This is a genomic window from Streptomyces sp. NPDC090022, assembly GCF_044748145.1.
In the GTDB taxonomy this organism is placed as follows: Bacteria; Actinomycetota; Actinomycetes; order Streptomycetales; family Streptomycetaceae; genus Streptomyces.
The window spans coordinates 23,881-48,777 of sequence record NZ_JBIVFN010000026.1 but is presented as its reverse complement, the minus strand read 5'-3'; the positions used below and the strand labels follow the sequence as shown (position 1 = coordinate 48,777).

20 protein-coding genes and 1 riboswitch are annotated in these 24,897 nt (G+C 73.3%); of the genes, 10 read left to right on the top strand and 10 right to left on the bottom strand.

Annotated features, from left to right (window positions below):
- The 7 genes from cobM (at nt 1) to ACIPXB_RS31045 (ending at nt 3,684) form a co-directional block, all read left to right on the top strand.
- Complete coding sequence (cobM, locus tag ACIPXB_RS31075) at nt 1–750, top strand: precorrin-4 C(11)-methyltransferase (protein WP_401455235.1); 750 nt, start codon at nt 1–3, stop codon at nt 748–750.
- On the top strand, nt 740–1,540 hold the full coding sequence (locus ACIPXB_RS31070) for a cobalt-precorrin-6A reductase (protein ID WP_401455233.1): 801 nt from the start codon (nt 740–742) through the stop codon (nt 1,538–1,540). Before cobM ends, ACIPXB_RS31070 begins: the two co-directional genes overlap by 11 nt.
- 132 nt (nt 1,541–1,672) lie before the next feature.
- The gene (locus tag ACIPXB_RS31065) at nt 1,673–2,020 is read left to right on the top strand and encodes a hypothetical protein (RefSeq protein WP_401455232.1); all 348 of its coding nucleotides are present in this window, start codon (nt 1,673–1,675) and stop codon (nt 2,018–2,020) included.
- 78 nt (nt 2,021–2,098) lie between these two features.
- A complete protein-coding gene (locus ACIPXB_RS31060; protein WP_401455231.1) occupies nt 2,099–2,227 on the top strand; it encodes a hypothetical protein in 129 nt (42 codons plus the stop codon).
- A 43-nt stretch (nt 2,228–2,270) separates the two neighbouring features.
- Nucleotides 2,271–2,705, top strand: a complete 435-nt coding sequence (locus tag ACIPXB_RS31055; protein ID WP_401455228.1) for a VOC family protein — start codon at nt 2,271–2,273, stop codon at nt 2,703–2,705.
- Nucleotides 2,706–2,792: 87 nt separating this feature from the next.
- Nucleotides 2,793–3,290: a hypothetical protein gene (locus ACIPXB_RS31050; protein ID WP_401455226.1), complete on the top strand. Its 498-nt coding sequence runs from the start codon at nt 2,793–2,795 to the stop codon at nt 3,288–3,290.
- A gap of 91 nt (nt 3,291–3,381) precedes the next feature.
- On the top strand, nt 3,382–3,684 hold the full coding sequence (locus tag ACIPXB_RS31045; protein ID WP_401455224.1) for a hypothetical protein: 303 nt from the start codon (nt 3,382–3,384) through the stop codon (nt 3,682–3,684).
- A gap of 45 nt (nt 3,685–3,729) precedes the next feature.
- Here the strand turns inward: ACIPXB_RS31045 and ACIPXB_RS31040 are convergent, their stop codons facing one another.
- Genes ACIPXB_RS31040 through cobG form a run of 3 tightly spaced genes read right to left on the bottom strand, consistent with a single transcriptional unit; the run spans nt 3,730 to nt 7,195 of the window.
- Nucleotides 3,730–5,232: a precorrin-2 C(20)-methyltransferase gene (locus ACIPXB_RS31040; RefSeq protein WP_401455222.1), complete on the bottom strand. Its 1,503-nt coding sequence runs from the start codon at nt 5,230–5,232 to the stop codon at nt 3,730–3,732.
- A complete protein-coding gene (locus ACIPXB_RS31035) occupies nt 5,229–5,876 on the bottom strand; it encodes a precorrin-8X methylmutase (RefSeq protein WP_401455220.1) in 648 nt (215 codons plus the stop codon). Before ACIPXB_RS31035 ends, ACIPXB_RS31040 begins: the two co-directional genes overlap by 4 nt.
- The gene (gene cobG / locus ACIPXB_RS31030) at nt 5,873–7,195 is read right to left on the bottom strand and encodes a precorrin-3B synthase (protein WP_401455219.1); all 1,323 of its coding nucleotides are present in this window, start codon (nt 7,193–7,195) and stop codon (nt 5,873–5,875) included. The genes ACIPXB_RS31035 and cobG overlap by 4 nt, the downstream gene beginning before the upstream one ends.
- Before the next feature lie 231 nt (nt 7,196–7,426).
- A riboswitch (cobalamin riboswitch) is annotated at nt 7,427–7,514 on the top strand.
- Nucleotides 7,515–7,566: 52 nt separating this feature from the next.
- On the opposite strand from cobG, the gene cobN reads away from it, so the two are divergent.
- Nucleotides 7,567–11,181 carry a cobaltochelatase subunit CobN gene (gene cobN / locus ACIPXB_RS31025; RefSeq protein ID WP_401455216.1) on the top strand — a complete coding sequence of 1,205 codons (3,615 nt, stop codon included), beginning with the start codon at nt 7,567–7,569 and terminating at the stop codon, nt 11,179–11,181.
- Nucleotides 11,182–11,333: 152 nt separating this feature from the next.
- Here the strand turns inward: cobN and nadE are convergent, their stop codons facing one another.
- Both nadE and ACIPXB_RS31015 read right to left on the bottom strand, forming a co-directional pair.
- A complete protein-coding gene (gene nadE, locus ACIPXB_RS31020) occupies nt 11,334–12,164 on the bottom strand; it encodes an ammonia-dependent NAD(+) synthetase (protein WP_401455215.1) in 831 nt (276 codons plus the stop codon).
- A gap of 76 nt (nt 12,165–12,240) precedes the next feature.
- Nucleotides 12,241–12,762, bottom strand: coding sequence for a hypothetical protein (locus ACIPXB_RS31015; RefSeq protein WP_401455213.1), 522 nt, complete (start codon nt 12,760–12,762; stop codon nt 12,241–12,243).
- 301 nt (nt 12,763–13,063) lie between these two features.
- Here ACIPXB_RS31015 and ACIPXB_RS31010 point away from each other — a divergent pair, with 301 nt between their 5' ends.
- Together ACIPXB_RS31010 and ACIPXB_RS31005 are read left to right on the top strand one after the other, a co-directional pair.
- A complete protein-coding gene (locus ACIPXB_RS31010; protein WP_401455211.1) occupies nt 13,064–15,064 on the top strand; it encodes an ABC transporter ATP-binding protein in 2,001 nt (666 codons plus the stop codon).
- 116 nt (nt 15,065–15,180) lie between these two features.
- Entirely contained in the window at nt 15,181–17,433 is a 2,253-nt protein-coding gene (locus ACIPXB_RS31005) for a germacradienol/geosmin synthase (protein ID WP_401455209.1), read from the top strand.
- Between the two features lie 82 nt (nt 17,434–17,515).
- On the opposite strand, the gene ACIPXB_RS31000 is transcribed toward ACIPXB_RS31005, so the two are convergent.
- The 5 genes from ACIPXB_RS31000 to ACIPXB_RS30980 form a co-directional block, all read right to left on the bottom strand.
- Nucleotides 17,516–18,754, bottom strand: a complete 1,239-nt coding sequence (locus tag ACIPXB_RS31000; RefSeq protein ID WP_401455207.1) for a YncE family protein — start codon at nt 18,752–18,754, stop codon at nt 17,516–17,518.
- A gap of 160 nt (nt 18,755–18,914) precedes the next feature.
- The gene (locus ACIPXB_RS30995; RefSeq protein WP_401455206.1) at nt 18,915–20,063 is read right to left on the bottom strand and encodes an XdhC family protein; all 1,149 of its coding nucleotides are present in this window, start codon (nt 20,061–20,063) and stop codon (nt 18,915–18,917) included.
- Nucleotides 20,064–20,136: 73 nt separating this feature from the next.
- The gene (locus tag ACIPXB_RS30990) at nt 20,137–21,603 is read right to left on the bottom strand and encodes an NCS2 family permease (RefSeq protein WP_401455204.1); all 1,467 of its coding nucleotides are present in this window, start codon (nt 21,601–21,603) and stop codon (nt 20,137–20,139) included.
- 270 nt (nt 21,604–21,873) lie between these two features.
- On the bottom strand, nt 21,874–24,276 hold the full coding sequence (pucD, locus tag ACIPXB_RS30985) for a xanthine dehydrogenase subunit D (protein WP_401455201.1): 2,403 nt from the start codon (nt 24,274–24,276) through the stop codon (nt 21,874–21,876).
- A 2-nt stretch (nt 24,277–24,278) separates the two neighbouring features.
- Entirely contained in the window at nt 24,279–24,896 is a 618-nt protein-coding gene (locus tag ACIPXB_RS30980) for a (2Fe-2S)-binding protein (protein ID WP_401455198.1), read from the bottom strand.
- Between the last annotated feature and the right edge of the window lies 1 nt (nt 24,897).

Sequence of the window (24,897 nt, the reverse complement as noted above, 5' to 3'; positions counted from 1 at the left end):
ATGACCGTGTACTTCATCGGAGCGGGCCCGGGCGCCGCCGACCTGATCACCGTGCGCGGTGCCCGTACGCTCGCCGCGAGCCCGGTGTGCCTGTACGCGGGCAGCCTGGTGCCGCGCGAACTGCTCGCCGAATGCCCGGACGGCGCACGGCTGGTGGACACCTCCCGGCTGAACCTGGACGAGATCGTGGCGGAGATGGCCGCCGCGCACGAGGCGGGCCTGGACGTGGCGCGGCTGCACTCGGGCGACCCGTCGATCTTCAGCGCGGTCGCCGAGCAGATGCGGCGGCTGGACGCGGCGGGCATCCCGTACGAGGTCGTGCCGGGCGTCCCGGCGTTCGCGGCGGCGGCCGCGGCCCTCAAGCGGGAGCTGACGGTGCCCACCGTCGGCCAGACGGTCATCCTGACCCGGATCGCGCAGCAGGCGACCCCGATGCCGCCGGGCGAGGATCTCGCCACCCTGGGCCGCAGCGGCGCCCTGCTGGTCCTGCACCTGGCCACCCGCTACGTCGACCGGGTCGTCGACGAGCTGCTGCCGCACTACGGCGCCGACTGCCCGGCGGCGGTGGTCGCGATGGCCAGCCGCCCCGACGAGCTGATCCTGCGCGGCACGCTGGAGGACATCGCGGCGCAGGTGAAGGCGCACGGGCTGGTGCGCACGGCGGTCATCGTGGTGGGCCGCACGCTGGCGGCGGACCAGTTCCGCGACAGCCACCTGTACTCGCCGGAGCGCGACCGGCATGTCTGCTGATCCGGGCCGCCGGGTCCCGCACGTCCTGATCCTGGGCGGGACCACGGAGGCGCGCGGCCTGGCGGAAGCGCTGGCCGGGACGGCGGGGACGCCCGGGACGCCGGGGACGCCGGGGACGCCGTACCGGGTGACGACCTCGCTCGCCGGGCGGGTGGCGGCGCCCGTGCTGCCGCCCGGGGAGAGCCGGATCGGCGGGTTCGGCGGGCCGGAGGGGCTGGCCGCGTGGCTGCGGGCGCACGCGGTGTCGGCGGTCGTGGACGCCACGCATCCCTTCGCCGGGCGGATGAGTTTCCACGCGGCCGCCGCGGCCGCCGCCACCGGGGTACCGGTGCTGGCACTGCGCAGGCCGGCCTGGGCGCCCGTACCCGGTGACGTGTGGCACCGCGTCCCGGATCTGGCGGCGGCCGCGGCGGCCGTGCCCGGCCTCGGCGGCCGGGTGTTCCTCACCACCGGCCGCATGGGGCTGGCCGCCTTCGCCCATCTGGACGAGCCGTGGTTCCTGGTCCGCTCGGTGGACCCGCCGCAGGCGCCGATGCCGCCGCGCACCGAAGTCCTGCTGGCCCGCGGCCCGTTCACGCTCGCCGACGAGCGCGCGCTGCTGCGCGGTCACCGGATCGACGTGCTGGTCACCAAGGACAGCGGCGGCTCGGCCACCGCCCCGAAGCTGACCGCCGCCCGCGAGGCGGGCGTGCCGGTGGTCGTCGTGGACCGGCCGGCCGTGCCGACGGGGGTCCCGGTGGCGGAGTCCGTCGGGGCGGCGCTGGAGCTGCTGGCGCGGACACTCTCCTGAGAAGCCGTGTCACATCCTCCTTCCGCACCCATGCGTGGTGGCTGAAAGCAGGCGGGGGAGACGGGGACCGGAGGGGGCGAGGATACGTTCACATCTGACGTGGTCAGGTCAGATGGAAGGAAATTCCCGTCCATGTCCTTACACACCACAGCCCGCTCGCCGGGCCGCCTCGGATCCGTCGCCCCCGCCGCCGTGCAGGCACTGTTGTGCACACTCCTCGTGGTGCCGTTCGCCGTCCTCACCGGCGGGTCGGCCCACGCGGCACCTCCCTACGACACTCCCTTCCTCACGTGGAACATGCAGGGCGCGACCGCACTGCGCGAGAGCCTGTGGACGTCGTACATGCCGGGGATCCTCGACAACGCTCCGCCCAACGTCGTCATGCTTCAGGAGGCGGGTGCCGACGTTCCGCACCACGCCAGAGTGCTGAACAATCCGCCGGGTGCCGTCGGCAACCCGCTGGACACCTACGCCCGTTGACCTTACGGCGGCCCGCGCAGAGGCGACTGGTACATCGTCTTCCTCCAGGCCCACGATCCGCAGGCGCCGGGCGGCCGGGTGAACACCATCGTGATGTCGACCGCCCCGGTCGTCGAGGCGATGGCGGTGGACAACCCGCACCGCAGCAACCGCAGCCGGGCCGCAGCCACGCAGCGGAACCCGGACACGGCCGCGCCCGTCGGCTGAGGAGCCCCGGAACCCTCCCCCCGGGGCGCTCGTTGGGACCGGTATGGAACAGCGCGTCAGTCTGATCACCCTCGGCGTCACCGACCTCGACCGTTCCAAGGCGTTCTACGAGAGCCTGGGCTGGCGGGGGCAGGAGGTCGCGCGGACCGTCTTCTTCCAGGCGGGCGGCCTGGGCCTGGTCCTGTGGGGCCGGGAGGAACTGGCCCGCGACTGCGGCCTCGACGACGGCAGCGGCAGCGGCTTCGCGGGCATCGCGCTGGCCCACAACCTGCGGTCCCGCGAGGAGGTCGACGCGCTCCTCGAGACGGCGCGGAAGGCCGGGGCGACCGTCACCAAGCCCGCCGCGCCCACGTTCTACGGCGGCTACGCGGGCTGCTTCGCCGACCCCGACGGCCACCTGTGGGAGATCGCCCACAACCCGGGCTTCCCCCTGTCCGAGGACGGCTCCCTGACCCTCCCGGACCTCACCTCACCCTGACCCGCACCGGCGCCCCCGGCGGGGCCCGTGGCCGTGCCCGGGGGCCGCGGTGGGGGTGTTGTCACAGGCGGTGCCCACCGTGCGGGCATGAGTGCCACGACCCCGCTGGTCCACGGCGGTTCCGCCGCCCCCGACGCCCCCGTCACCCGGGTCGGCGGCCTGCCGCTGGCGCCCGCCGGGACCGGTTGGCCGGGTTGTGCGGTCTGTGCGGGGCCGCTGCAGTTCCTCGCCCAGGTGGTCCTCGACGACGGGCGCGGGGTCCTGGCCGTCTTCATGTGCGCCCACCGGCCCGGCCGGTGCGAGCAGTGGAGCGCCACCGGGGGCGGGAACCGGGCGTTCCTCTTCCCGGCCGCCGGGCTGCGCCCCCTGCGGCTCCCCCACCCCGACGCGGAGCTCGGCGGCGTCCCCGAGTGGCTCCCGTACGAAGAGACGCCTCACTGCCCCGGCTGCGTCCGGCCGATGGACTTCGCCGCGATGCTCACCGAGGACCCCGACCCCCTCACGGCCCCCGACTTCGGCTCCGGCCGCGCCTACGCGTTCACCTGCACGCCGTGCGCCCGCGCCGCGTTCGGCCGGCAGTGCTGAGGCGGCGGGCGCCGTCCCGCCGACCGCCGCGATCCGGACAACTCTGCTCCTGCCGCTGCCGATTCGGGGATTCCGCCGCCATGCTCACGCCATGAATGACTGGGACGGCACCACCTCGGGCGACCTCGAGCCGACCTCGGCCGTCATCGGCGTGCTCGTCGTCATCGCGGCCTGCCTGCCGCTGAAGGTCAAGGCCCAGCGCGTCCTGCTGCTGGTGGCGATCCTGCTGGTGGCCCTGGTCGGCATCGGCACGCAGTACATGGCGTACGAGAACGCCTCCGTCTGGAGCCGGTACCGCGAGGACGCCGAGCTGTTCAACATGCTCATCATGCTCGGCCCCGGCGGCCTGATCGCCCTGCTGCGCCTGCTCGGCAACGCGTTCTCCAGCACGTGACCCGGCCGGAGGCGGCTGCGGTACGGCGTACCGCAGCCCCCTCCGTCAGGCCTCCGGGTAGCGGCGCGGGGTCCAGGTCAGCCTCGTGCCGTCGCCCCGCTCGGTGACCTGGGTCTGCGAGGAGCCGATCAGCAGGATCGTGCGCATGTCGACCTCGGCCGGGTCCAGCTCGGCGAGGGTGAGGACGCGCACCGACTGCTCGGGGCCGCCGACGTCCCGCGCCACGACCACCGGGGTCCCCGGCGCGCGCAGCTCCAGCAGCAGCTCGCGGGCCTGCGCGACCTGCCAGGTCCGGCTGCGCGAGCCCGGGTTGTACAGGGCGAGGACCAGGTCGGCGGCGGCGGCCGCGCGCAGCCGGCCGGCGATGACGTCCCAGGGCTTGAGCCGGTCCGAGAGGGAGATCGTGGCGTAGTCGTGGCCCAGCGGCGCGCCGGCCGCCGCCGCGGCGGCGTTGGCCGCGGTCACGCCCGGCAGCACCCGTACCGGCACGTCCTTGTACGCGTCCTGCCCGGCCACCTCCAGCACGGCCGTGGCCATCGCGAAGACCCCCGGGTCGCCGCCGGAGACCACGGCCACGCGCTTGCCGCGGCGGGCGAGGTCGAGGGCGAACTCGGCGCGCTCGGACTCCACCTTGTTGTCGGAGCCGTGCCGGATCTGGCCCGCCCGGACGGGCACCCGGTCCAGGTACGTCGTGTAGCCGACCAGCACCTCGGCGTCGGCGAGCGCCCGCCGGGTCTCGGGGGTGAGCCACAGCGGACCGGCCGGGCCGGTGCCCACGACCGCGACCTCGCCGGGGCCCGACGGCTTGCTGCCGGGGTTGCCGACCCGGCTCGGTACGACGGCCACCGCGAAGTACGGCACCGACGCGGGGTCGGTGTCGGCCAGCGCCCCGGTGCGCTCGCCGGCCATCGTGGCGCGCTCGACGTAGCGCGCCTCGGCCAGCCGGCCGGAGTCCTCCATCGCCCCGCGCACGGCGGGGAAGGTGCGCCCGAGCTTCATCACCACCGCCGAGTCGGTGGCGGCCAGGCGCGCGGCGAGCTCCTCGCGCGGCAGGGTGCCGGGCAGGATCGTCAGCACCTCCTCGCCCTCGACCAGCGGCGTCTGCAGCCGGGCCGCCGCGGCGCTCACACTGGTGACGCCGGGGACCACCTCGGTCTCGTAGCGGTCGGCCAGCCGCTTGTGCATGTGCATGTAGGAGCCGTAGAAGAGCGGGTCGCCCTCCGCGAGCACGGCGACGCTCCGCCCGGCGTCCAGGTGGGCGGCCAGCCGGGCGGCGGCCTCCTCGTAGAACTCCTCCATGGCGCCCTGGTAGCCGCCGGGGTGGTCGGTGGTCCCGGTGGTGACCGGGTAGACCAGCGGTTCCTCGATGTGGTCGGCGCGCAGGTGCTCCTGTGCGATGGACCGGGCGATGGACCGCCCGTGGCGGGCGCTGTGGTAGGCGACGACGTCCGCCCCGGCGATCACCTGGGCGGCGCGCAGCGTCATCAGCGACGGGTCGCCGGGCCCGAGCCCGACCCCGTAGAGGCGCCCCTTGGCCGTGGTGCTCATTCTTCCTCGCTCGCTATCGCGTTGACGGCGGCGGCCGCGATGGCGCTGCCGCCGCGCCGGCCGCGCACGACGAGGTGGTCGAGCCCGGCGGGGTGGGCGGCGAGGGCGTCCTTGGACTCGGCGGCGCCGATGAAGCCGACGGGCACGCCGATGACCGCGGCGGGGCGCGGCGCGCCCTCCTCGATCATCTCCAGCAGCCGGAAGAGCGCGGTGGGCGCGTTGCCGACGGCCACCACGGAGCCCTCCAGCAGGCCCTGGTCGCGCCACAGTTCGAGGGCGGCGGCGCTGCGCGTGGTGCCCATCCGCGCGGCGAGCTCCGGCACGGCCGGGTCGGACAGCGTGCACAGCACGTCGTTGTTCGCGGGCAGCCGCTTGCGGGTGACCCCGCTGGCGACCATCTGGACGTCGCACAGGACGGGCGCGCCCGCGTGCAGGGCGGCGCGGGCGCGCAGGACGACCTCGGGGGTGTAGCCGAGGTCCTGGGGCAGATCGGTCATTCCGCAGGCGTGGATCATGCGCACGGCGACCTGGGCGACCGAGGCGGGCAGCCCGGAGAGGTCCGCCTCGGCGCGGATCGTGGCAAAGGACTGGCGGTAGATCGCCGCGCCGTCCTTCTCGTACTCGAACACTGGGTAGTCGCTCATTTCTTCACCGTGTCGGCGTCGGATGCTGCGGAAGGGGTGGTGCGGGTGCGGGCGGCCGCGAGGGCGGCCGCCAGGTCCGGGGAGGGTGCCACCGGCCGCCCGTGGACGGAGAGCCGGTACCCGGCGCCGGTGGCGACGACATCGACCCACGCGGTGCCCTGGGGGTGGCCGCAGCGGCGCTCGCAGCCCGACCAGTGCACGGGCAGCGCGCCGCGCGCGCGGGGCGCGAGGTCGGCCGCGTCGGCGCGGACGTCGGCCAGGGACTTGACGCAACCGGGCCGCCCGGTACAGGCGGTGACGGACTGCCAGGGACCGTCGGGGGTGACGACCAGGCCCTCGCGTTCCAGCGGGCCCGGGCCGCCGGCGGGCCGCAGGGGCGGGGCGTCGGGCAGGACCACGCTGCGCCAGGGGGTGAGGACCAGTTCGCCGCTGCCGCCGGCGGCGGCCCGTGCCAGGGCCCGCAGCTGGCCGGAGGTCAGCCGGCCCAGGGGGACGAGCACGCACTGGGGGCCCCGGTGGCCCTCGTCCACCGCGACGGGTGGCGGCGGGTCGGCGTACGGCCGGACGACGGCACCGGCGTACGTCGCGTCGATCCCGGCGGCGGTCAGCCGGGCCGCGAACCGGCGGGCGTCCAGGGCGTGTTCGGGCGGGAGCTCGCGAACCCGCCAGGCGCGGGTGCCGGCCGCGCCGGCGGCGTCGAGGAAGGCGGCGGCGGCCAGCAGGGCCGCCCGGGGGGCGTCCGCGCCGGGCACCTCGACGGCGTCGGCGGCCGCCCCGAGGAGCACCAGGGCGCGCCCGTGCGGCCGGCCCAGGACGGTCACGTCGGCGCCGAGCGCGGCCACGTCCCCGCGGCTGTCGTCGAAGGCGAACAGGAACCGTCCGGACAGGGCGCTCGCGCGCGGGTCGGCGCACAGCAGCCGGTCCAGTTCCAGGGCCCAGGGCCGGACATGGGGCCGCAGCTCAGGGTCGCCGGAGCCGGACAGGGGGGTGGCCACGATGTTGCGGACGCGTTCGTGGCCGGGCGCGGGCAGCAGCCCGGCCTCGTCGAGCACGCCCGCGAGGCCGCCGCCGCAGTCCTGCCCCAGGCCGCGCAGCTGTACGTTGCCGCGGGAGGTGAGGTCCAGGTGGCCGTCCCCGAACCGGTCGGCGGCCAGCGCCAGCAGGCCGGCCTGCCGGGCGTCGAGCAGTCCGGCCGGGATCCGGACGCGCGCGAGGTACCCGTCGTCCGCCGCGTGCAGCCGCAGCGCACCGGGGCAGGCGTCACCGCGGTCCCGTACGACGGGCTCGTCCCGGGACGCGGCGGAGGGGGGTGGTGGCATGGCGGCGAGCATACCCACGATTGCCGGGCCCCGGCCTGTGGCCGTCACCACCCCGCCGGGCGCCGGGACCTGCGGCAACCCCGCCTCCCCAGGCCGCCTGGACCTGCGGCGACCCCGCCCGGTGCGGGGGCCGGGAGCCGCGACGGCCCTGCCTCCCGCGGCCGCGCGGCGGCACATAGGATGCCGCTTGGCGGGCCGCCTGGCCCGTCGTCGCCGAGGACGGCGACAGGGGAGGAAGCCCGGTGCGATTCCGGCGCGGTCCCGCCACTGTGAGTCCGGTGGCAGCCGGTGACGGCTGTGCCGGATGAGCCAGGAACTCCCGCCGTCCGACTGCCCGGGGCGCGGAAACCCCGAGGAAGGCCTGCCGCCGCATGATCCTGCTGCTGTCGACGTCCGACACCGATCTGCTCAGCGCCCGAGCCGCGGACGGTCCGGTTCCGTACCGGTTCGCGAACCCTTCCCGGCTCCACCTGGACGACCTGCCCGAGTTGCTGGACGGCGCCGAGCTGGTGGTCGTACGCCTCCTGGGCGGCCTGCGCGCCTGGCAGGACGGCCTGGACGTGCTGCTCGCGCCCGGCCAGCCCCGCCCGGTCGTGGTGCTGACCGGCGAACAGGCCCCGGACGCCCAGCTGATGGAGGCCTCCACCGTCCCCATCGGCATCGCGGCCGAGGCGCACGCCTACCTCGCGCACGGCGGCCCCGCCAACCTGGAGCAGCTGGCCCGGTTCCTGTCCGACACCGTGCTGCTGACCGGCCACGGCTTCGAGCCGCCGGCGCCCGCGCCGACGTGGGGCCACCTGGAGCGGTCCCCCGTCGCCGTCAAGGGCCCGCGGATCGCCGTGCTCTACTACCGCGCCCACCAGATGAGCGGCAACACCGGCTTCGTGCACGCGCTCTGCGACGCGGTCGAGGCGGCCGGGGCCACCCCGCTGCCGCTGTACGTGTCCTCCCTGCGCTCCCCCGAGCCGGAGCTGCTGGCCGAGCTGTCCGGGGTCGACGCCGTCGTCACCACGGTGCTGGCGGCCGGCGGCACCCGGCCCGCCGCCGCGTCGGCCGGCGGTGACGACGAGTCCTGGGACGCCGGCGCGCTGGCCGCCCTCGACGTACCGATCCTCCAGGCCCTGTGCCTGACCGGCTCGCGCAGCGCCTGGGAGGAGAACGACGAGGGGCTCTCGCCGCTCGACGCCGCCAGCCAGGTGGCCGTGCCGGAGTTCGACGGCCGTCTGATCACCGTGCCGTTCTCCTTCAAGGAGATCGACGCCGACGGCCTCCCGGCGTACGTCGCCGACCCCGAGCGGGCCGCCCGCGTGGCCGGTATCGCCGTCCGCCACGCCCGGCTCCGGCACATCCCGAACGCGCAGAAGAAGATCGCGCTGGTCCTCTCCGCGTACCCGACCAAGCACTCCCGCATCGGCAACGCGGTCGGCCTGGACACCCCGGCCTCCGCCGTCGCGCTGCTGCGCCGCCTGATCGCCGAGGGCTACGACTTCGGGCCCGCGGAGGAGATCCCGGGCCTGGTCTCCGGCGACGGCGACGAGCTGATCCGCGCGCTGATCGAGGCCGGCGGCCACGACCAGGACTGGCTCACCGAGGAGCAGCTGGCCCGCAACCCGGTCCGGATCCCGGCCGCCGACTACCGGCGCTGGTACGAGGCCCTCCCCGCCGACCTGCGCGGATCCGTCGAGGAGCACTGGGGGCAGGCCCCGGGCAACATGTTCGTGGACCGCTCGGCCAACGCGGAGGGCGACATCGTGCTCGCCGCGCTGCGCCGGGGCAACCTCCTGATCCTCATCCAGCCGCCGCGCGGTTTCGGCGAGAACCCGATCGCGATCTACCACGACCCGGACCTGCCGCCCTCGCACCACTACCTGGCGGCCTACCGCTGGATCCAGGCGGCCGCCGCCGACGGCGGCTTCGGCGCCGACGCGATGATCCACCTGGGCAAGCACGGCAACCTGGAGTGGCTGCCCGGCAAGAACGCGGGCCTGTCCGCGGCCTGCGCGCCCGACGCGGCCCTGGGCGACCTGCCCCTCGTCTACCCGTTCCTGGTCAACGACCCGGGCGAGGGCACCCAGGCCAAGCGCCGCGTCCACGCGACGCTGGTGGACCACCTGGTGCCGCCGATGGCCCGCGCCGACTCCTACGGCGACATCGCGCGCCTGGAGCAGCACCTGGACGAGTACGCGCAGATCTCCTCCATGGACCCGGCCAAGCTGCCGGCGATCCGCGCCCAGATCTGGACGCTGATCCAGGCCGCCAAGCTCGACCACGACCTCGGTCTGCAGGAGCGCCCCGACGACGACGGCTTCGACGACTTCCTGCTGCACGTCGACGGCTGGCTGTGCGAGGTCAAGGACGCCCAGATCCGTGACGGCCTGCACGTCCTGGGCGGCGCCCCCGCCGGTGCCGACCGGGTCAACCTGGTGCTGGCCATCCTGCGGGCCCGCCAGATCTGGGGCGGCACCTCCGCCCTGCCGGGCCTGCGCGAGGCGCTCGGCCTGGACGAGTCGGCCGCCACCCGCACGGACGCCGACGCGGCGGAGGAGCGGGCGCGCGCCCTGGTCCAGGCGATGGAGGACGCGGACTGGGACCCGGCCGCCGTCGCGGCGGTCGCCGAGGGCCACGGCCGGGCGGTGGCCGACATCCTGGCCTTCGCCGCCACCGAGGTGGTGCCCCGCCTGGCCGCCACCACCGACGAGCTGACCCACGCCGTGCACGCGCTCGGCGGTGGCTTCGTCCCGGCGGGCCCCTCGGGCTCGCCGCTGCGCGGCCTGGTCAACGTGCTCCCGACGGGCCGCAACTTCTACTCCGTCGACCCCAAGGCCGTCCCCTCGCGGCTGGCCTGGGAGACCGGCCAGGCGCTGGCCGACTCGCTGCTGACGCGCTACCGCACGGACAACGGGGAGTGGCCCTCCTCGGTGGGCCTGTCGCTGTGGGGGACGAGCGCCATGCGCACGGCGGGCGACGACGTCGCCGAGGCGCTGGCGCTGCTGGGCGTCCGCCCGGTCTGGGACGAGGCCTCCCGCCGCGTCACCGGTCTGGAGCCGATCCCGCTCGCCGAGCTCGGCCGCCCGCGCATCGACGTGACGCTGCGCATCTCGGGCTTCTTCCGTGACGCCTTCCCGCACGTCATCGGCCTGCTGGACGACGCGGTACGGCTGGCGGCCTCGCTGGAGGAGCCGGCCGAGGACAACTTCGTGCGGGCCCACGCCCAGGCGGACCTCGCCGAGCACGGCGACGAGCGGCGCGCGACCACCCGTATCTTCGGCTCCCGCCCGGGGACGTACGGCGCGGGCATCCTCCAGCTCATCGACTCCCGCGACTGGCGCACCGACGCCGACCTCGCGGAGGTGTACACGGTGTGGGGCGGGTACGCGTACGGGCGGGGCCTGGAGGGCCGGCCGGCGCGCGCGGAGATGGAGACGGCGTACAAGCGGATCACGGTGGCCGCGAAGAACACCGACACCCGCGAGCACGACATCGCCGACTCCGACGACTACTTCCAGTACCACGGCGGCATGGTCGCCACCGTGCGCGCGCTGCGGGGCACCGCCCCCGAGGCCTACATCGGCGACTCCACCCGCCCGGAGACGGTCCGCACCCGCACGCTGGTCGAGGAGACCTCGCGCGTCTTCCGGGCCCGCGTGGTCAACCCGAAGTGGATCGAGGCGATGCGCCGCCACGGCTACAAGGGCGCCTTCGAGCTCGCGGCGACGGTGGACTACCTCTTCGGGTACGACGCCACGACGGGCGTGATCGCGGACTGGATGTACGACAAGCTGACCGAGACGTACGTGCTGGACCCGGAGAACCGCGCGTTCCTCCAGGAGGCCAACCCCTGGGCCCTGCACGGCATCGCCGAGCGGCTGCTGGAGGCCGAGTCGCGCGGGATGTGGGAGAAGCCCGACCCGCAGATCCTGGAGTCCCTGCGCCAGGTCTACCTCGACACCGAGGGCGACCTGGAGGGCGCGGCGGAGCAGGAGTAGCCGCACGGGAGCAGCTACGAACGGCATGAGGGCCCCGGCCCCGGGAGGACCCGGGGCCGGGGCCCTCAGGCCCTCATGCCGTCGGTGCGGCGGACGCCCGGCCGGTGCGCCGGACCGGTGCGCCCGCTTGTGCGCGCCGTGACCGGTGCCCGTTACGGGGCGATCGGCAGCGCCCGCTTGTGCGCGGTGAGGCGGTAGCGGCGGGCGATGATCTCGTGGGCCCGGCCGTCGACCGGCTTGCCCTCCAGGAAGTCGTCGATGTCGTCGTAGGTGACGCCCAGCGCGTCCTCGTCGGCCTTGCCCGGGTCCAGGGTCTCCAGGTCCGCCGTCGGGGTCTTCCAGACCAGCTCGGCGGGCGCGCCCAGGAAGTCGGCGCAGGCCCGGACCCGGCGCTTGGTCAGTCCGGTCAGCGGCACCAGGTCGGCCGCGCCGTCGCCGAACTTGGTGAAGAAGCCCGAGACCGCCTCGGCGGCGTGGTCGGTGCCGACGACCAGGCCGTCGTGCGCGCTGGCCACCGCGTACTGGGCGATCATGCGCTGGCGGGCCTTGATGTTGCCCTGCACGAAGTCCTGGTGGTGGGCGTCGCGGAAGGTCACGCCGGCGGCCAGCGCCGCCTGGAGCGCCGCGTCCGAGGCGGGCTTGACGTCCACGGTCAGCACGTGGTCGGCGCGGATGAAGGAGAGCGCGAGCTGGGCGTCGTGCTCGTCGGCCTGGACGCCGTACGGCAGCCGCATCGCGTAGAAGGCCGCCTCGTGGCCGGCGGCCCGGACCCGCTCCACGGCCAGCTGGCACAGCCGCCCGGCTGTGGTGGAGTCCACGCCGCCGCTGATGCCGAGGACCAGGGAGCGCAGGCCGGTGGCGGTGAGCCGCTCGGCCAGGAACGCCACCCGGCGCTCGACCTCGCGCCCGGCGTCGAAGACCTCGGACACCTCCAGGTCCCGGGCGATCTCCTGCTGCAGGGCGATGGACGCCGGCTCGCTCACGGCTGCTCCTCGTGGTCGTTCACGTTGCGATGTCCCGTCGACCCTAGTCGACGCGGCGGGGTGGGACGCGCGCGCGTCAGACCCCTTCCTCCACCATCAGCAGGTACCAGGTGTGGCCGGCGGTCTCCGGGCCGGGCCGGTAGTCGTACCACTGGACCAGGGTGTCCGGGGTCTCGAAGGCGAGGGTGAGCTCGCGTCCGGAGCTGCCATGGCTGAAGGACAGCACGCGCACGGGGTGGACGGGGTCGTCCACGGCGTCGGGCCCGCGGAGGCTCCAGCCCTGGGCGGGCAGCACCGCACGGTAGTGGTCCAGCACCTGGCGGGGCGTGCCGGGGTGGGAGTACATCCGCTCCGCGCTCAGCCAGGCGTCGCCACTGTCGTCGGTGCAGTCGCCGCCCGCCAGGTCCAGGCCCGTGGCGGGGGCCGCCTCCGGCGGCCGCACCTGGAGCACCGGGTCGGCGTCCAGGGCGCGCAGCGCCGCCCCGGTCCCCTCGCAGCTGCTGAACGGAGAGAAGAACGCACAGCCGGTGGCCGCGCCCACCAGGAGCACGGCCGCCCACGTCCATGCCGCCGCCCTGCCCAATTCAGCCATGTTCATGGCGGAAGTATGCGCCATCCGCCGCCGCCACCGACACGCCCCCGCAATCCCCCGAAGGGAGGCGTCCACCCCGACCGGGTGGATCGAACGCCGGATCACGGGGCGCAGCCCCGGCGCCGCTTGGGATCCGCCCCCGGCCCGTAAACCTGTACGAGAGTTCGCCCCGACCCGCCCGTGACGCCGCCCTGAACAGCCACGTTCTTCCCGGCGTCAGTCGCCGCCGCGTCATCTCGGGAGGAATCTTGCGATCCGTGCACGTTCATGTGGTGTTCGACCCGGGCCCGGACGGAGGTGCCCGCGCATGAGGCTCCTCAAGCGTCCGGTGCCCGCCGCCGCGGCCGTCTCCGCCAGCGAGAAGCAGCTCTTCGGCGGGCCGCTGCGCTACGAGGCCGGCTGGGCCGAGCACGAGTACGCCGTCCTGGAGACCGGCCTGTGGAGCACCCTGCGCTCCATGCCCCGGATGGTCGCGGGCACCCTGCGGCTCGCCCGGGAGGCCGACCGGCCCGCCCTGATCACCGTCGCCGCCGCCGAGGCCGGCCAGGGGATCGCCTCCGCCGTGGGCCTGCTGGTGGTCAACTCCGTCCTGGGCACCCTGCTCTCCGACGGCAGCGCCGCCGACCGGCTGCACCGGGCGCTGCCCGCGCTGGCACTGGGCGCGCTGGTCGCCGTCCTCGGCGCCCTGTGCGCCTCGCGCTCGACGGCGGCCGCCGGCCGGCTGGAGCCGAAGGTGGAACGGGCCGCCACCGTGCGCTACCTGGCGGCGGCGGTCGAGGTCGAGCTCGAAGCCGTCGAGGACGGCGAGTTCCACCGGCTGCTCGACAGCGCCCAGTGGGGCCCGCCGGCCGCCCGCCGCACCATCAGCGCCTGCGTGGCCACGCTGAACGGCCTGATCTCGCTGATCGCCGTGGCCGGCGTGCTGACCGTGCTGCACCCGGTGCTGCTGCCGATGCTCGCGCTGATCGCCGCGCCCCGCGGCTGGGGTGCGATGCGGGTGGCGCAGCGCCGCTACCTGTCGGTCATGACGTGGATCGAGCACGTACGGGCCGCCCGGCTGATCGGCCAGCTGCTGATCTCGCGGACCTCGGCCGCCGAGGTCCGCGTGCACGGCGTCGGCCGCTACCTGCTGGGCCACTACCGCAACATGGCCGAGCACGCGGAGGGCGAGGCCACCCGGCTGGCCAAGGACAAGGCCGCCACCGAGCTGCTGGCCGCCGCACTGTCCGGGGTCGCGGCCCTGGTCACGTACGGGGCCATGGGCCTGCTGATCGCGGCCGGCCGGATGGACCTGGCCGTCGCCGGCACGGCCGTGATCGCCGTACGGACGGGCACGGCGGGGCTGGGCGCGCTGGTGGCGACCACCAACACCCTGCACGAGGAGTCCTTGTACGTACGGGACCTGGAGCGGTTCGTGGACAGCGCCGGGCGCCGGGCCATCCCGGACGGCGGCCACCCGCTGCCCGAGGCGCTGGGCACGGTCCGCCTGGACGGCGTGGGGTTCTCCTACCCCGACCGCGCGGAGCCGGCTCTGACCGATGTGTCCCTGACCGTCGAGGCGGGCCGGGTGGTGGCGCTGGTGGGCGAGAACGGCTCGGGCAAGTCCACCCTGGTCAAACTGCTGGCCGGGCTACACCTGCCCGACAGCGGTTCGCTGACCTGGGACGGGGTGGAGATCACCGAGGCCGACCGGGAGGCCGTCTTCGACCGGGTCGCCCTGCTCACGCAGGACTTCGAACGCTGGCCGGTGACCGCCCGGACCAACATCGTCATCGGACGGCCCGAGGGCGACGGCACGGTCGAGCGGGCCGCCGACGTCGTCGACGCCGCCCGGTACTCCGGCGCGGACAAGGTGGTGGCCGGGCTGCCGAACGGGTACGAGACCCTGCTCGCCCGGGTCTTCCGGGGCGCCTCGGAACTCTCGGGCGGCCAGTGGCAGACCTTCGGCCTGGCCCGCACCCGCTACCGCGACGCCCGCCTGATCATCGTGGACGAGCCCACCTCGGCGCTCGACCCGGAGGCGGAGATCGCGGCGTTCGACAGCATCCGGGGCCTGGCCGGGCCGCGGCGGGCCGTCGTCCTGGTCACGCACCGGATGTCGGGCGTGCGGTACGCCGACGTGATCTACGTCCTGCACCGGGGGCGGCTGGTCGAACGGGGCAGCCACGAGGAACTGCTGGCGCTGGACGGCCGGTACGCGGCGATGTTCCGGATGCAGGCCGAGAGCTACGGCCACGTGCCCGCGCCCCGGGACCCCGTAGTCCCCCGGCAGGCCCCCGCGCCGCACAACGACGCCGGCATCACCTGAAGCGGTGAACTTCCTCTTGTCACACCGGCATCAGGGGTAGGGCCCTGCTGATCTCGTGCGGGGGCCCGGGCACGTCCGGGTCCCCGCACCCCCAGGGACGAAAGGCCGAGCCCGCCGTGACGCAGCCGTTTCACCTGCCGGATTTCTATGTGCCGTATCCGGCGCGACTGAACCCCCATCTGGAGTCCGCGAGAGCCCACACCCGGCAATGGGCGCGCGAGCTCGGGATGCTGGAGGGTTCCGGCGTCTGGGAGCAGAGCGACCTCGAGTCGCACGACTACGCGCTGCTGTGCTCGTACACCCACCCCGACTGCGACAGCGAGACCCTCAGCCTCGTCACCGACTGGTACGTGTGGGTGTTCTTCTTCGACGACCACTTCCTGGAGGTCTACAAGCGCACCCAGGACCGCGAGGGCGCCAAGGCGTACCTCGACGGGCTGGCGGCGTTCATGCCGATGGACCTCGCCGACGGCTTTCCCGAGCCGGCGAACCCGGTCGAGGCGGGGCTGAGGGACCTGTGGCTGCGCACCGTCCCGGCGATGTCCCTGGACTGGCGGGAACGGTTCTCCGAGAGCACCCGCAACCTCCTCGACGAGTCGATGTGGGAGCTGCACAACATCAACATCGGCCGGGTGGCCAACCCCCTCGAATACATCGAGATGCGCCGCAAGGTCGGCGGCGCGCCCTGGTCCTCCGGGCTGATCGAGTACGTCTCGGCCGAGGTCCCGGCGAAGGTCGCGCACTCCCGCCCGCTCCAGGTGCTGCGCGACGCCTTCTCCGACGCCGTGCACATCCGCAACGACATCTTCTCGTACCAGCGCGAGGTCGAGCAGGAGGGCGAACTGTCCAACGCCATCCTGGTGCTGGAGACCTTCCTGAAGTGCTCCACCCAGGAGGCCGCCGACCTCTCCAACGACCTCCTGACCTCGCGGCTGCAGCAGTTCGAGCACACCGCCCTCGCCGAGGTCCCGGCGCTGGCCGCCGAGCAGGGGCTGACACCCGACGAGGTCGCGGCCGTCCTCGCGTACGCCAAGGGGCTGCAGGACTGGCAGTCGGGCGGCCACGAGTGGCACATGGTCTCCTCCCGCTACATGAACGAGGAGGCCCGGCCCACCGGTGGGCTCACGCTGCCGTTCCTGCCCGCCGGGCTCGGCACCACCGCCCTCGACGTGCGCTCCCTCTTCCCGCGCCGCTCGATGGAGCTGCGGCGGCGCAGCTTCACGCACGTGCCCTTCCAGAAGGTGGGGCCCTCGCTGCTGCCCGACTTCCGCATGCCGTTCCCGCTCTCCTTGAACCCCCACCTCGACCACGCCCGCGAGGAGGTCCTCCGGTGGTGCCGGCGGATGGGGCTGCTCGAGTGGCAGCCGGGCGATCCGGGCTCGGACATCTGGGACGAGGACCGGCTGATCGGCATGGACCTCGCCCTGTGCGCGGCCGGTATCGACCCGGACGCCTCGGCCGAGGCGCTGTGCCTGAGCACCCAGTGGCTGGCCTGGGGCACGTACGGGGACGACTACTACCCCCGGGTGTTCGGCGCGGCCAAGGCCCCGGACGCGGCCCGGCTCGCCACCGAGCGGCTGATCTCGATGGTGCCGGTGGACCTCGCGCAGGCCGGTGAGCCCGTCATCGCCATGGAACGCAGCCTGAAGGACCTGTGGGCGCGGACCGTGGTGGAGATGGACGAGTCCGTGCGCGCCGCATTCCGCGAGACGGTCGTCGAGATGCTCAGGAGCTGGGTGTGGGAGATCGACAACGTCACCGTGGGCCGCATCCCGGACCCGGTCGACTACGCCGAGATGCGCCGCCACACCTTCGGCAGCCACATGACCATGTTCCTGGCGAGGCTCGGTCACCAGGGTGACGGGGTGCCCCCGGAGGTCTACCGGGCCGGCGTACTGCGTTCCCTGGAGAGCGCGGCCTCGGACGTCGGCTGCATCATGAACGACCTCTTCTCGTACCAGAAGGAGATCGAGGTCGAGGGCGAGGTCCACAACCACGTCCTGGTCACCCAGAACTTCTTCGACATCGACTACCCCCGGGCCTTCACGATCGTGGCCGATCTGATGGAGCAGCGCACCAGGGAGTTCGAGCACATCCGGGACCACCAGCTGCCGCTGCTCTACGACGACCACCGGCTGGACCGGGCCGCGCGGGACTCCCTCGACGCGTACGTGCGGGAGCTCGAGGACTGGATGGCCGCGATCCTCAACTGGCACCGGAGCGTACGCCGTTACCGGCCGGAGGACCTGCACCGGCAGCCGGTCCCGGCCGGCCACGGACCCGGCACCCGGCTGCCGGGCCGGGCAACCCCGGGAGCCCCCGGGTTCGGCATGGCGGCGGCGCGGATCCCGCTCACCGGCACGCCGTGACGGCCGGGGCGGCGCCCGGAACCTCCACGGGCGCGGGGCCTGCTCGCCCCGCACCCGCCGGGCGTCCCGGCCGCGCGGGCGGTCAGCGGCCGGCCGGGCCGCTCCAGCCGGCGAGGACGTGGCCCAGCCGCACCCGCTGCGGGTGGTCGCCGACGGGTACGGAGACCCGCTTGGCGCCGGTGGCGAAGTCGATCGCGGTGACCCGGTCGGAGCCGCTCTCGGAGACCACGCAGGCGGTGCCGTCGCCGTTGACGGTCGCCCAGTACGGCTTGGAGACCGGGACCAGCGGGCCCTCGGTGAGGGTGGCCCGGTCGACGACGGTCGCGTAGTCGTCCATGGTGCCGGCGACGCACAGCCGGGTGCCGTCCGGGCTCATCGACATCCCGTGGTGGCGGGAGTCGTTGACCCAGGTGGTGCGGTCCTTGCTGGTGGCCGGGTTCTCGGGGAGGGTCTTGACCCGGGTGATCCGGTCGGTGGCCACGTCGTACTCCACGAAACCGTTGAAGAAGGACACCTGGAAGTAGAGGGTGGACTCGTCGGGGCTGAAGGCGTTGGGGCGGACGGAGTCGGAGAGGCCGGTGAGGCCGGCGGCGTCGAGCCGCTCGCGCATGTCGATCACGCGCACGGTGCGGTAGGTCCGGGTGTCGACGACGGTGATCTTGCGGTCGCCCTTGGTCCAGTCCAGCCAGGGGGCGTCCAGGGCGGTGTTGACCTCGCCGATGGAGCTGTTCCACAGGTAGCGGCCGTCCCGCGAGAAGGTGTTCTCGTGCGGCTTGTCGCCGGTGCCGAAGGAGCCGAGCTGGCGGCCGGTGACGATGTCGAGCACGTGCACGGTGTTGGAGGTGGAGGCGGAGACGGCGACCTTCGTACCGTCGGGAGAGACCGCCATGTGGTCGGAGCGGAAGCCGGAGACGGGGAAGCGCCAGTTGATCCGGCCGGAGGCCAGGTCGAGGGAGACGACGTCGGCGAAGGAGGGCCGGGAGACGACGACGGAACGCCCGTCGGGGGTGGTGTACATGTCGTCCACGAACTGGTCGTGGCCCTCGCCGGCGCTGGCCCGGATCCCGAGGAAGAAGGCGAGCTTGACGGGGTTGAGGTAGATCTCCCGCAGCCGCTCCTCCTTGTCCGGGATCACGTTGATCCGGCCGACCCGGGCCATGTCGCCGGTGGAGGCGAGGACGTCGGCGGTGCCCTCCCAGTTGTTGCCGACGAAGAGCACCTCGCGCAGGGGCTCGTCGGGGACGGCCGCCGCCGCGGGGACGGCGGGGCAGAGGACGGCTGCCACGGCCAGGGCGCACACGGTTCGCAGACTGCGGAACATCGGCTCAACTCCCATGAGGGGAAAGGCAATTACCGGCCGGTAAGGTAGAGGTAACGGCGTAAGGGCGCAACCCCCGGCGGGGGTTGCGCCCTTACGTCCTACGTCTTCAGGCCTTCGCGGGCCCGTGCGGCCCCGTGTCGTGCGCCGTCGAGGTCGCGCTTCAGGCGACGACACCGATCCGGGCCACCGCGGGCACGCCGTCGTGGTGGATCGGGGTGTGCGCGCCGGTGAGGGCGACCCCGCTGCCGCCGCGCCGGTTGGCCACGATCTCCGCGGCGATGGACAGGGCCGTCTCCTCCGGGGAGCGGGCGCCGAGGTCCAGGCCGATCGGGGAGCGCAGGCGGGCGAGCTCGAGTTCGGTGACCCCGACCTCGCGCAGCCGCTTGTTGCGGTCCTCGTGGGTGCGGCGCGATCCCATGGCGCCGACGTAGGCGACGGGAAGCCTGAGGGCCAGTTCGAGCAGCGGTACGTCGAACTTGGCGTCGTGCGTCAGCACGCACAGCACGGTACGGCCGTCCACGTCGGTGGACTCCAGGTACCGGTGGGGCCAGTCCACGACGATCTCGTCCGCCTCGGGGAAACGGTTCCTCGTCGCGAAGACGGGCCGGGCGTCGCACAGGGTGACGCGGTAGCCGAGGAACTTGCCGATCCGGACCAGCGCGGACGCGAAGTCGATCGCCCCGAAGACGATCATTCGCGGCGGCGGCACGCTCGACTCGACCAGGACCCGCAGGGGCTCGCCGCACAGCCGGCCGTCGGCGCCGATCTCCAGGACCCCGGTCCGGCCGGCGTCCAGCATGGCCCGGGCCTCCTCGGCGACGGTCCGGTCCAGCTCGGGGTGGCCGCCGAGACCCCCCTCGTACGCGCCTTCGCCGCGCACCAGCACCGCGCGGCCCATCAGCTCCGCCGGGCCCTCGGCGATCCGGGCCACGGCGGCCGCCGCGCCGTCGGCGGCCGCGGCCAGCGCGGACTCGAAGACGGCGCGGTGGGGGGCGGCCGCGTGGACCGGGGTGACCAGGATCTCGATGATTCCGCCGCAGGTCAGGCCTACGGCGAAGGCATCGTCGTCGCTGTAGCCGAAGCTCTCGCGGACGGTCTCGCCGTCCTCGAGGGCCTGCCGGCACAGCTCGTACACCGCACCCTCCACGCATCCGCCGGAGACGGAACCGATGGCCGTGCCCTCGCTGTCGACGGCGAGCGCGGCCCCGGGCTGCCGGGGCGCGCTGCCGCCGGTCGACACCACGGTGGCGACGGCGAAGTCACGTCCCTGCTCGACCCACCGGTTCAGCTCTTCGGCGATGTCCAGCATTGCGGCCTCCTGACGAGGATCGGTTCCATTATCGGATGCGTGGCGGGTTGGTGCCGGTGCGGGCGGCCTCGCGTCAGTGGACGCCCAGCCAGCCCTCGATCGGGTTCAGCGCGTAGAACACGATGAAGATGGCGAACAGTCCCCACATGAAGGCTCCGATTTCCCGGGCCTTGCCCTGCGCGACCTTGATCGCGACGTGGGAGATCACACCGGCGGCGACGCCGGCCGTGATCTGGTACGTGAAGGGCATGATCACGACGGTCAGGAAGACCGGGATCGCGGTGGCGCCGTCGTGCCAGTCCACGTGACGGGCGTTCTGCATCATCATCGCGCCGATGACGACCAGGGCGGCGGCGGCGACCTCACCGGGGACGATCTGGGTGATCGGGGTGAAGAAGATGCAGGCGGCGAAGAAGAGGCCGGTGACCACGGAGGCCAGACCGGTACGGGCGCCCTCGCCGACACCCGTGGCGGACTCGACGAACACGGTCTGGCCGGAGCCGCCCGTGACACCGCCGATGGCACCGCCGGCGCCGTCGATGAACAGGGCCTTCGACAGGCCCGGCATCCGGCCCTTGTCGTCGGCGAGCTTGGCCTCGGTACCGACACCGATGATCGTGGCCATCGCGTCGAAGAAGCCGGCGAGCACCAGGGTGAAGACGATCATGCCGACGGTCATCGCGCCGACCTCGCCCCAGCCGCCGAACTCGACCTCGCCGAAGAGCGAGAAGTCGGGCATGGAGACCGCGGAGCCGGTCAGCTCCGGGGCGCCGCTGGCCCACGCCTTGGGGTCGATGTCCGCGACGGCGTTGAGGATGGCCGCGAGCACGGTACCGGCGACGATGCCGATCAGGATGGCGCCGGGGATCTTGCGGGCCTGCAACATGAAGATCAGCAGCAGCGTGACGGCGAAGAGGAGGACGGGCCAGCCGGCGAGCTCGCCGGTGGGCCCGAGGGTGACGGGGCCGCCACCGGGCGCGGGGTTCTCGTGCACGAAACCGGCCTTCACCAGGCCGATCAGGGCGACGAACATGCCGATGCCCATGGTGATCGCGTGCTTGAGCGCGAGCGGGATGGCGTTCATGATCATCTCGCGGAGGCCGGTGACGACCAGGAGACAGATCACGACGCCGTACAGGACGCACATGCCCATGGCCTGCGGCCAGGTCATCTCGGGGGCGACCTGCGAGGCCAGTACGCCGGAGACGGAGAGTCCGGCGGCCAGGGCGAGCGGCACCTTGCCGACGAAGCCCATCAGGAGGGTGGTGACGGCGGCGGCGAACGCCGTGGCGGTGATCACTGCCTTCTGGCTCAGGGTGTCGCCGGCGGCGTCCTTGCCCGAAAGGATCAGGGGGTTGAGCAGCAGGATGTACGCCATCGCCATGAAGGTCGTGATACCGCCACGAACCTCGTTGCCGACGTTGGATCCTCTGTGGGTGATGTGAAAGTACCGGTCGAGCCAAGAACGCCCGGCGGGCGTGCGCGAGCCGGAGCCCGCGTCCTCCGCGGTGGTCTTGGACTCCACTGACGACTGGGTCATGGTGCCTAACTCCCAAGGTTCAAAGGGGCACCCGCATGGGGATTGGAGAGCGCGGGATTTGGGATGGTGCGTTGGCTGCACGACCCGGGGTGACGGCCCGAGCTGTGGTGCTGCTGGGGGTCGAAGCATTCATGAAGCGGTCCGCGAGCGGTGCGGTACTTCTTCGGTGCTCCGGGCGGTGTGACCGTGAAGTGTGACGTTCCCTGTCACACCGCCCGGAGAGCTTCGGGACCAGGAGCCGGCCGTCGGGTGCGGCTCCTGGACGCCGTCCTAGAGGGTGCCGGTGAGGGCCTCGGGACGGATCGGCGTCTTGTTCAGTTCCAGACCGGTCGCCTGCCGGATCGCCGCGAGGACGGCCGGGGTGGACGACAGGGTGGGGGCCTCGCCGAGACCGCGCAGACCGTAGGGCGCGTTCGGGTCGGCCAGTTCCAGGACGTCGACCGGGATGGTCGGGGTGTCGAGGATGGTCGGGATCAGGTAGTCCGTGAAGGAGGGGTTGCGCACCTTCGCGGTCTTCGGGTCCACGATGATCTCTTCCATGACGGCCACGCCGAGGCCCTGGGTGGTACCACCCTGGATCTGGCCGACCACGGACAGCATGTTGAGCGCCTTGCCGACGTCCTGCGCGGTGGCGAGCTCGATGACCTTGACCAGGCCGAGCTCGGTGTCCACCTCGACGACCGCGCGGTGCGCGGCGAACGTGTACTGGACGTGGCCGTCGCCCTGGCCGGTCTTCAGGTCGAAGGCGACCGTCGGGCGGTGGCGGAACTCGAGCTCGAGGTCGATCGCCTCGTCCTCGAGGATGTCGGCGATGTCCGCGAGGACCTCGCCGCCGTCGGTGACGACCTTGCCGCCCTCCAGGAGGAGCTCGGCGTGCGCCCAGGCCGGGTGGTAGGAGCCGTTCTTGCGGCGGCCCATCTCCAGCAGCGCCTCGCGGACGGCCTCACAGGTGTTCTTCACCGCGCCACCGGTCATGTACGTCTGCCGGGAGGCGGACGTGGAACCGGCGGAGCCGACCTGGGTGTCGGCCGGGTGGATGGTTACCTGCGTGACGCCCAGCTCCGTACGGGCGATCTGGGCGTGCACGGTGACACCGCCCTGACCGACCTCCGCCATGGCCGTGTGGACCATCGCGACGGGCTCGCCGTTGATGACCTCCAGGCGCACGCGTGCGGTGGAGTAGTCGTCGAAGCCCTCGGAGAAGCCGACGTTCTTGATGCCGACCGCGTAGCCGACACCGCGTACGACGCCCTCGCCGTGGGTGGTGTTGGACAGGCCGCCCGGCAGCGCGCGGACGTCCGCGCCCTCGCCGGCGGTCTCCCACTGGCGCTCGGGCGGCAGCGGGCGGGCCTTGACCCGGCGCAGCAGCTCGGCGACCGGGGCGGGCGAGTCCACGACCTGGCCGGTGGGCATGATCGTGCCCATCTCCATGGCGTTGAGCTGGCGGAACTCCACCGGGTCCATGCCCAGCTTCGCCGCGAGCTTGTCCATCTGGGCCTCGTAGGCGAAGCAGGCCTGGACGGCGCCGAAGCCGCGCATCGCGCCGCAGGGCGGGTTGTTCGTGTAGAGCGCGATCGCCTCGATGTCGACGTCGTCGACGACGTACGGGCCGACGGAGAGCGAGGAGGCGTTGCCGACGACCGCCGGGGAGGCCGAGGCGTACGCGCCGCCGTCCAGCACGATCCGGCACTTCATGTGCGTGATCTTGCCGTCCTTGGTGGCGCCGTGCTCGTACCAGAGCTTGGCCGGGTGGCGGTGCACGTGGCCGAAGAAGGACTCGAACCGGTTGTAGACGATCTTGACCGGCTTGTTGGTGGCCAGGGCCAGCAGGCACGCGTGGATCTGCATGGAGATGTCCTCGCGGCCGCCGAAGGCACCGCCGACGCCGGAGAGCGTCATGCGCACCTTCTCCTCGGGCAGGCCGAGGACGGGGGCGATCTGCTTGAGGTCCGAGTGCAGCCACTGGGTGGCGACGTAGAGGTCCACGCCGCCGTCCTCGGACGGTACGGCCAGGCCGGACTCCGGGCCGAGGAAGGCCTGGTCCTGCATGCCGAAGGTGTACTCGCCCTCGACGATGACGTCGGCGCGCTTGCGGGCCTCCTCCACGTTGCCGCGGATGATCGGCTGGCGGTGCACGATGTTCGGGTGCGGGACGTGGCCGGCGTGGTGGTCGTCGCGGCCCTCGTGGATCAGCGGCGCGTCGGCGGCGAGGGCGGAGGCCTCGTCCGTGACGAGCGGCAGCTCCCGGTAGTCGATCTTGATCTTGGCAGCCGCGCGGCGGGCGGTCTCCGGGTGGTCGGCGGCCACGAGGGCGACCGGCTCACCGTGGTGGCGCACCCGGCCGTGGGCCAGGACGGGGGTGTCCTGGATCTCGAGGCCGTAGTTCTTCATCTCGGCCGGCAGGTCGTCGTACGTCAGCACCGAGTACACGCCGGGCATGGCGAGCGCCTCGGAGATGTCGATGGAGACGATCTCGGCGTGGGCGACGGTGGAGCGCAGGGTCTGGCCCCACAGCATGTCCTCGTGCCACATGTCCGAGGAGTACGCGAACTCGCCGGTGACCTTGAGGGTGCCGTCCGGGCGGAGCGTGGACTCGCCGATGCCGCCCTTGTTGTGGTTCTGGGTGACGTTCGTCGGCGTACCGGCGGGCACGGTGCGGGTGTTCTGAGCCATGATCAGACCGCCTCTCCCTGACGGGCGGCCGCCAGGCGGACCGCGTCGAGGATCTTCTCGTAGCCCGTGCAGCGGCAGAGGTTGCCGGACAGGGCCTCACGGATGTCCTGGTCGGACGGGTCCGCGTTGCTCTCCAGGAGGGCGTCCGCCTGGACGAGCAGACCCGGGGTGCAGAAACCGCACTGGACGGCGCCGGCGTCGATGAACGCCTGCTGGATCGGGGAGAGCTCGGTGCCCTCACCGGTCTGGGAGTCGCCGGCCCTGTCAGATGGACGAGCGGACCAGTGCTTGGCCTCGTCCGTGGAGACGCCCTGGGAGCCGCAGGCGCCGCCGGTGCCGCACGCACCGCCGCGGCCGTGGGCCTCGCGCTGCTTGGCGAAGTCCGCCAGGCCCTCGACGGTCACGACGTCGCGGCCCTCGACCTGACCGGCCGCGACCAGACAGGAACAGACCGGCACGCCGTCGAGGCGGACGGTGCAGGAACCGCACTCGCCCTGCTCGCACGCGTTCTTGGAGCCGGGCAGACCCAGGCGCTCACGCAGCACGTAGAGAAGGGACTCGCCCTCCCAGACGTCGTCGGCTTCCTGCTGACGACCGTTGACAGTGAAATTGACGCGCATG

Excerpts from the sequence above, each read along its gene's own strand:
- cobM (WP_401455235.1), top strand. The coding sequence starts at position 1 with ATGACCGTGTACTTCATCGGAGCGGGCCCGGGCGCCGCCGACCTGATC.
- ACIPXB_RS31070 (WP_401455233.1), top strand. The coding sequence starts at position 740 with ATGTCTGCTGATCCGGGCCGCCGGGTCCCGCACGTCCTGATCCTGGGC.
- ACIPXB_RS31065 (WP_401455232.1), top strand. The coding sequence starts at position 1,673 with ATGTCCTTACACACCACAGCCCGCTCGCCGGGCCGCCTCGGATCCGTC.
- ACIPXB_RS31055 (WP_401455228.1), top strand. The coding sequence starts at position 2,271 with ATGGAACAGCGCGTCAGTCTGATCACCCTCGGCGTCACCGACCTCGAC.
- ACIPXB_RS31050 (WP_401455226.1), top strand. The coding sequence starts at position 2,793 with ATGAGTGCCACGACCCCGCTGGTCCACGGCGGTTCCGCCGCCCCCGAC.
- ACIPXB_RS31045 (WP_401455224.1), top strand. The coding sequence starts at position 3,382 with ATGAATGACTGGGACGGCACCACCTCGGGCGACCTCGAGCCGACCTCG.
- ACIPXB_RS31040 (WP_401455222.1), bottom strand. The coding sequence starts at position 5,232 with ATGAGCACCACGGCCAAGGGGCGCCTCTACGGGGTCGGGCTCGGGCCC.
- ACIPXB_RS31035 (WP_401455220.1), bottom strand. The coding sequence starts at position 5,876 with ATGAGCGACTACCCAGTGTTCGAGTACGAGAAGGACGGCGCGGCGATC.
- cobG (WP_401455219.1), bottom strand. The coding sequence starts at position 7,195 with ATGCCACCACCCCCCTCCGCCGCGTCCCGGGACGAGCCCGTCGTACGG.
- cobN (WP_401455216.1), top strand. The coding sequence starts at position 7,567 with ATGATCCTGCTGCTGTCGACGTCCGACACCGATCTGCTCAGCGCCCGA.
- ACIPXB_RS31015 (WP_401455213.1), bottom strand. The coding sequence starts at position 12,762 with ATGAACATGGCTGAATTGGGCAGGGCGGCGGCATGGACGTGGGCGGCC.
- ACIPXB_RS31010 (WP_401455211.1), top strand. The coding sequence starts at position 13,064 with ATGAGGCTCCTCAAGCGTCCGGTGCCCGCCGCCGCGGCCGTCTCCGCC.
- ACIPXB_RS31000 (WP_401455207.1), bottom strand. The coding sequence starts at position 18,754 with ATGTTCCGCAGTCTGCGAACCGTGTGCGCCCTGGCCGTGGCAGCCGTC.
- ACIPXB_RS30995 (WP_401455206.1), bottom strand. The coding sequence starts at position 20,063 with ATGCTGGACATCGCCGAAGAGCTGAACCGGTGGGTCGAGCAGGGACGT.
- ACIPXB_RS30990 (WP_401455204.1), bottom strand. The coding sequence starts at position 21,603 with ATGACCCAGTCGTCAGTGGAGTCCAAGACCACCGCGGAGGACGCGGGC.
- pucD (WP_401455201.1), bottom strand. The coding sequence starts at position 24,276 with ATGGCTCAGAACACCCGCACCGTGCCCGCCGGTACGCCGACGAACGTC.
- ACIPXB_RS30980 (WP_401455198.1), bottom strand. The coding sequence starts at position 24,896 with ATGCGCGTCAATTTCACTGTCAACGGTCGTCAGCAGGAAGCCGACGAC.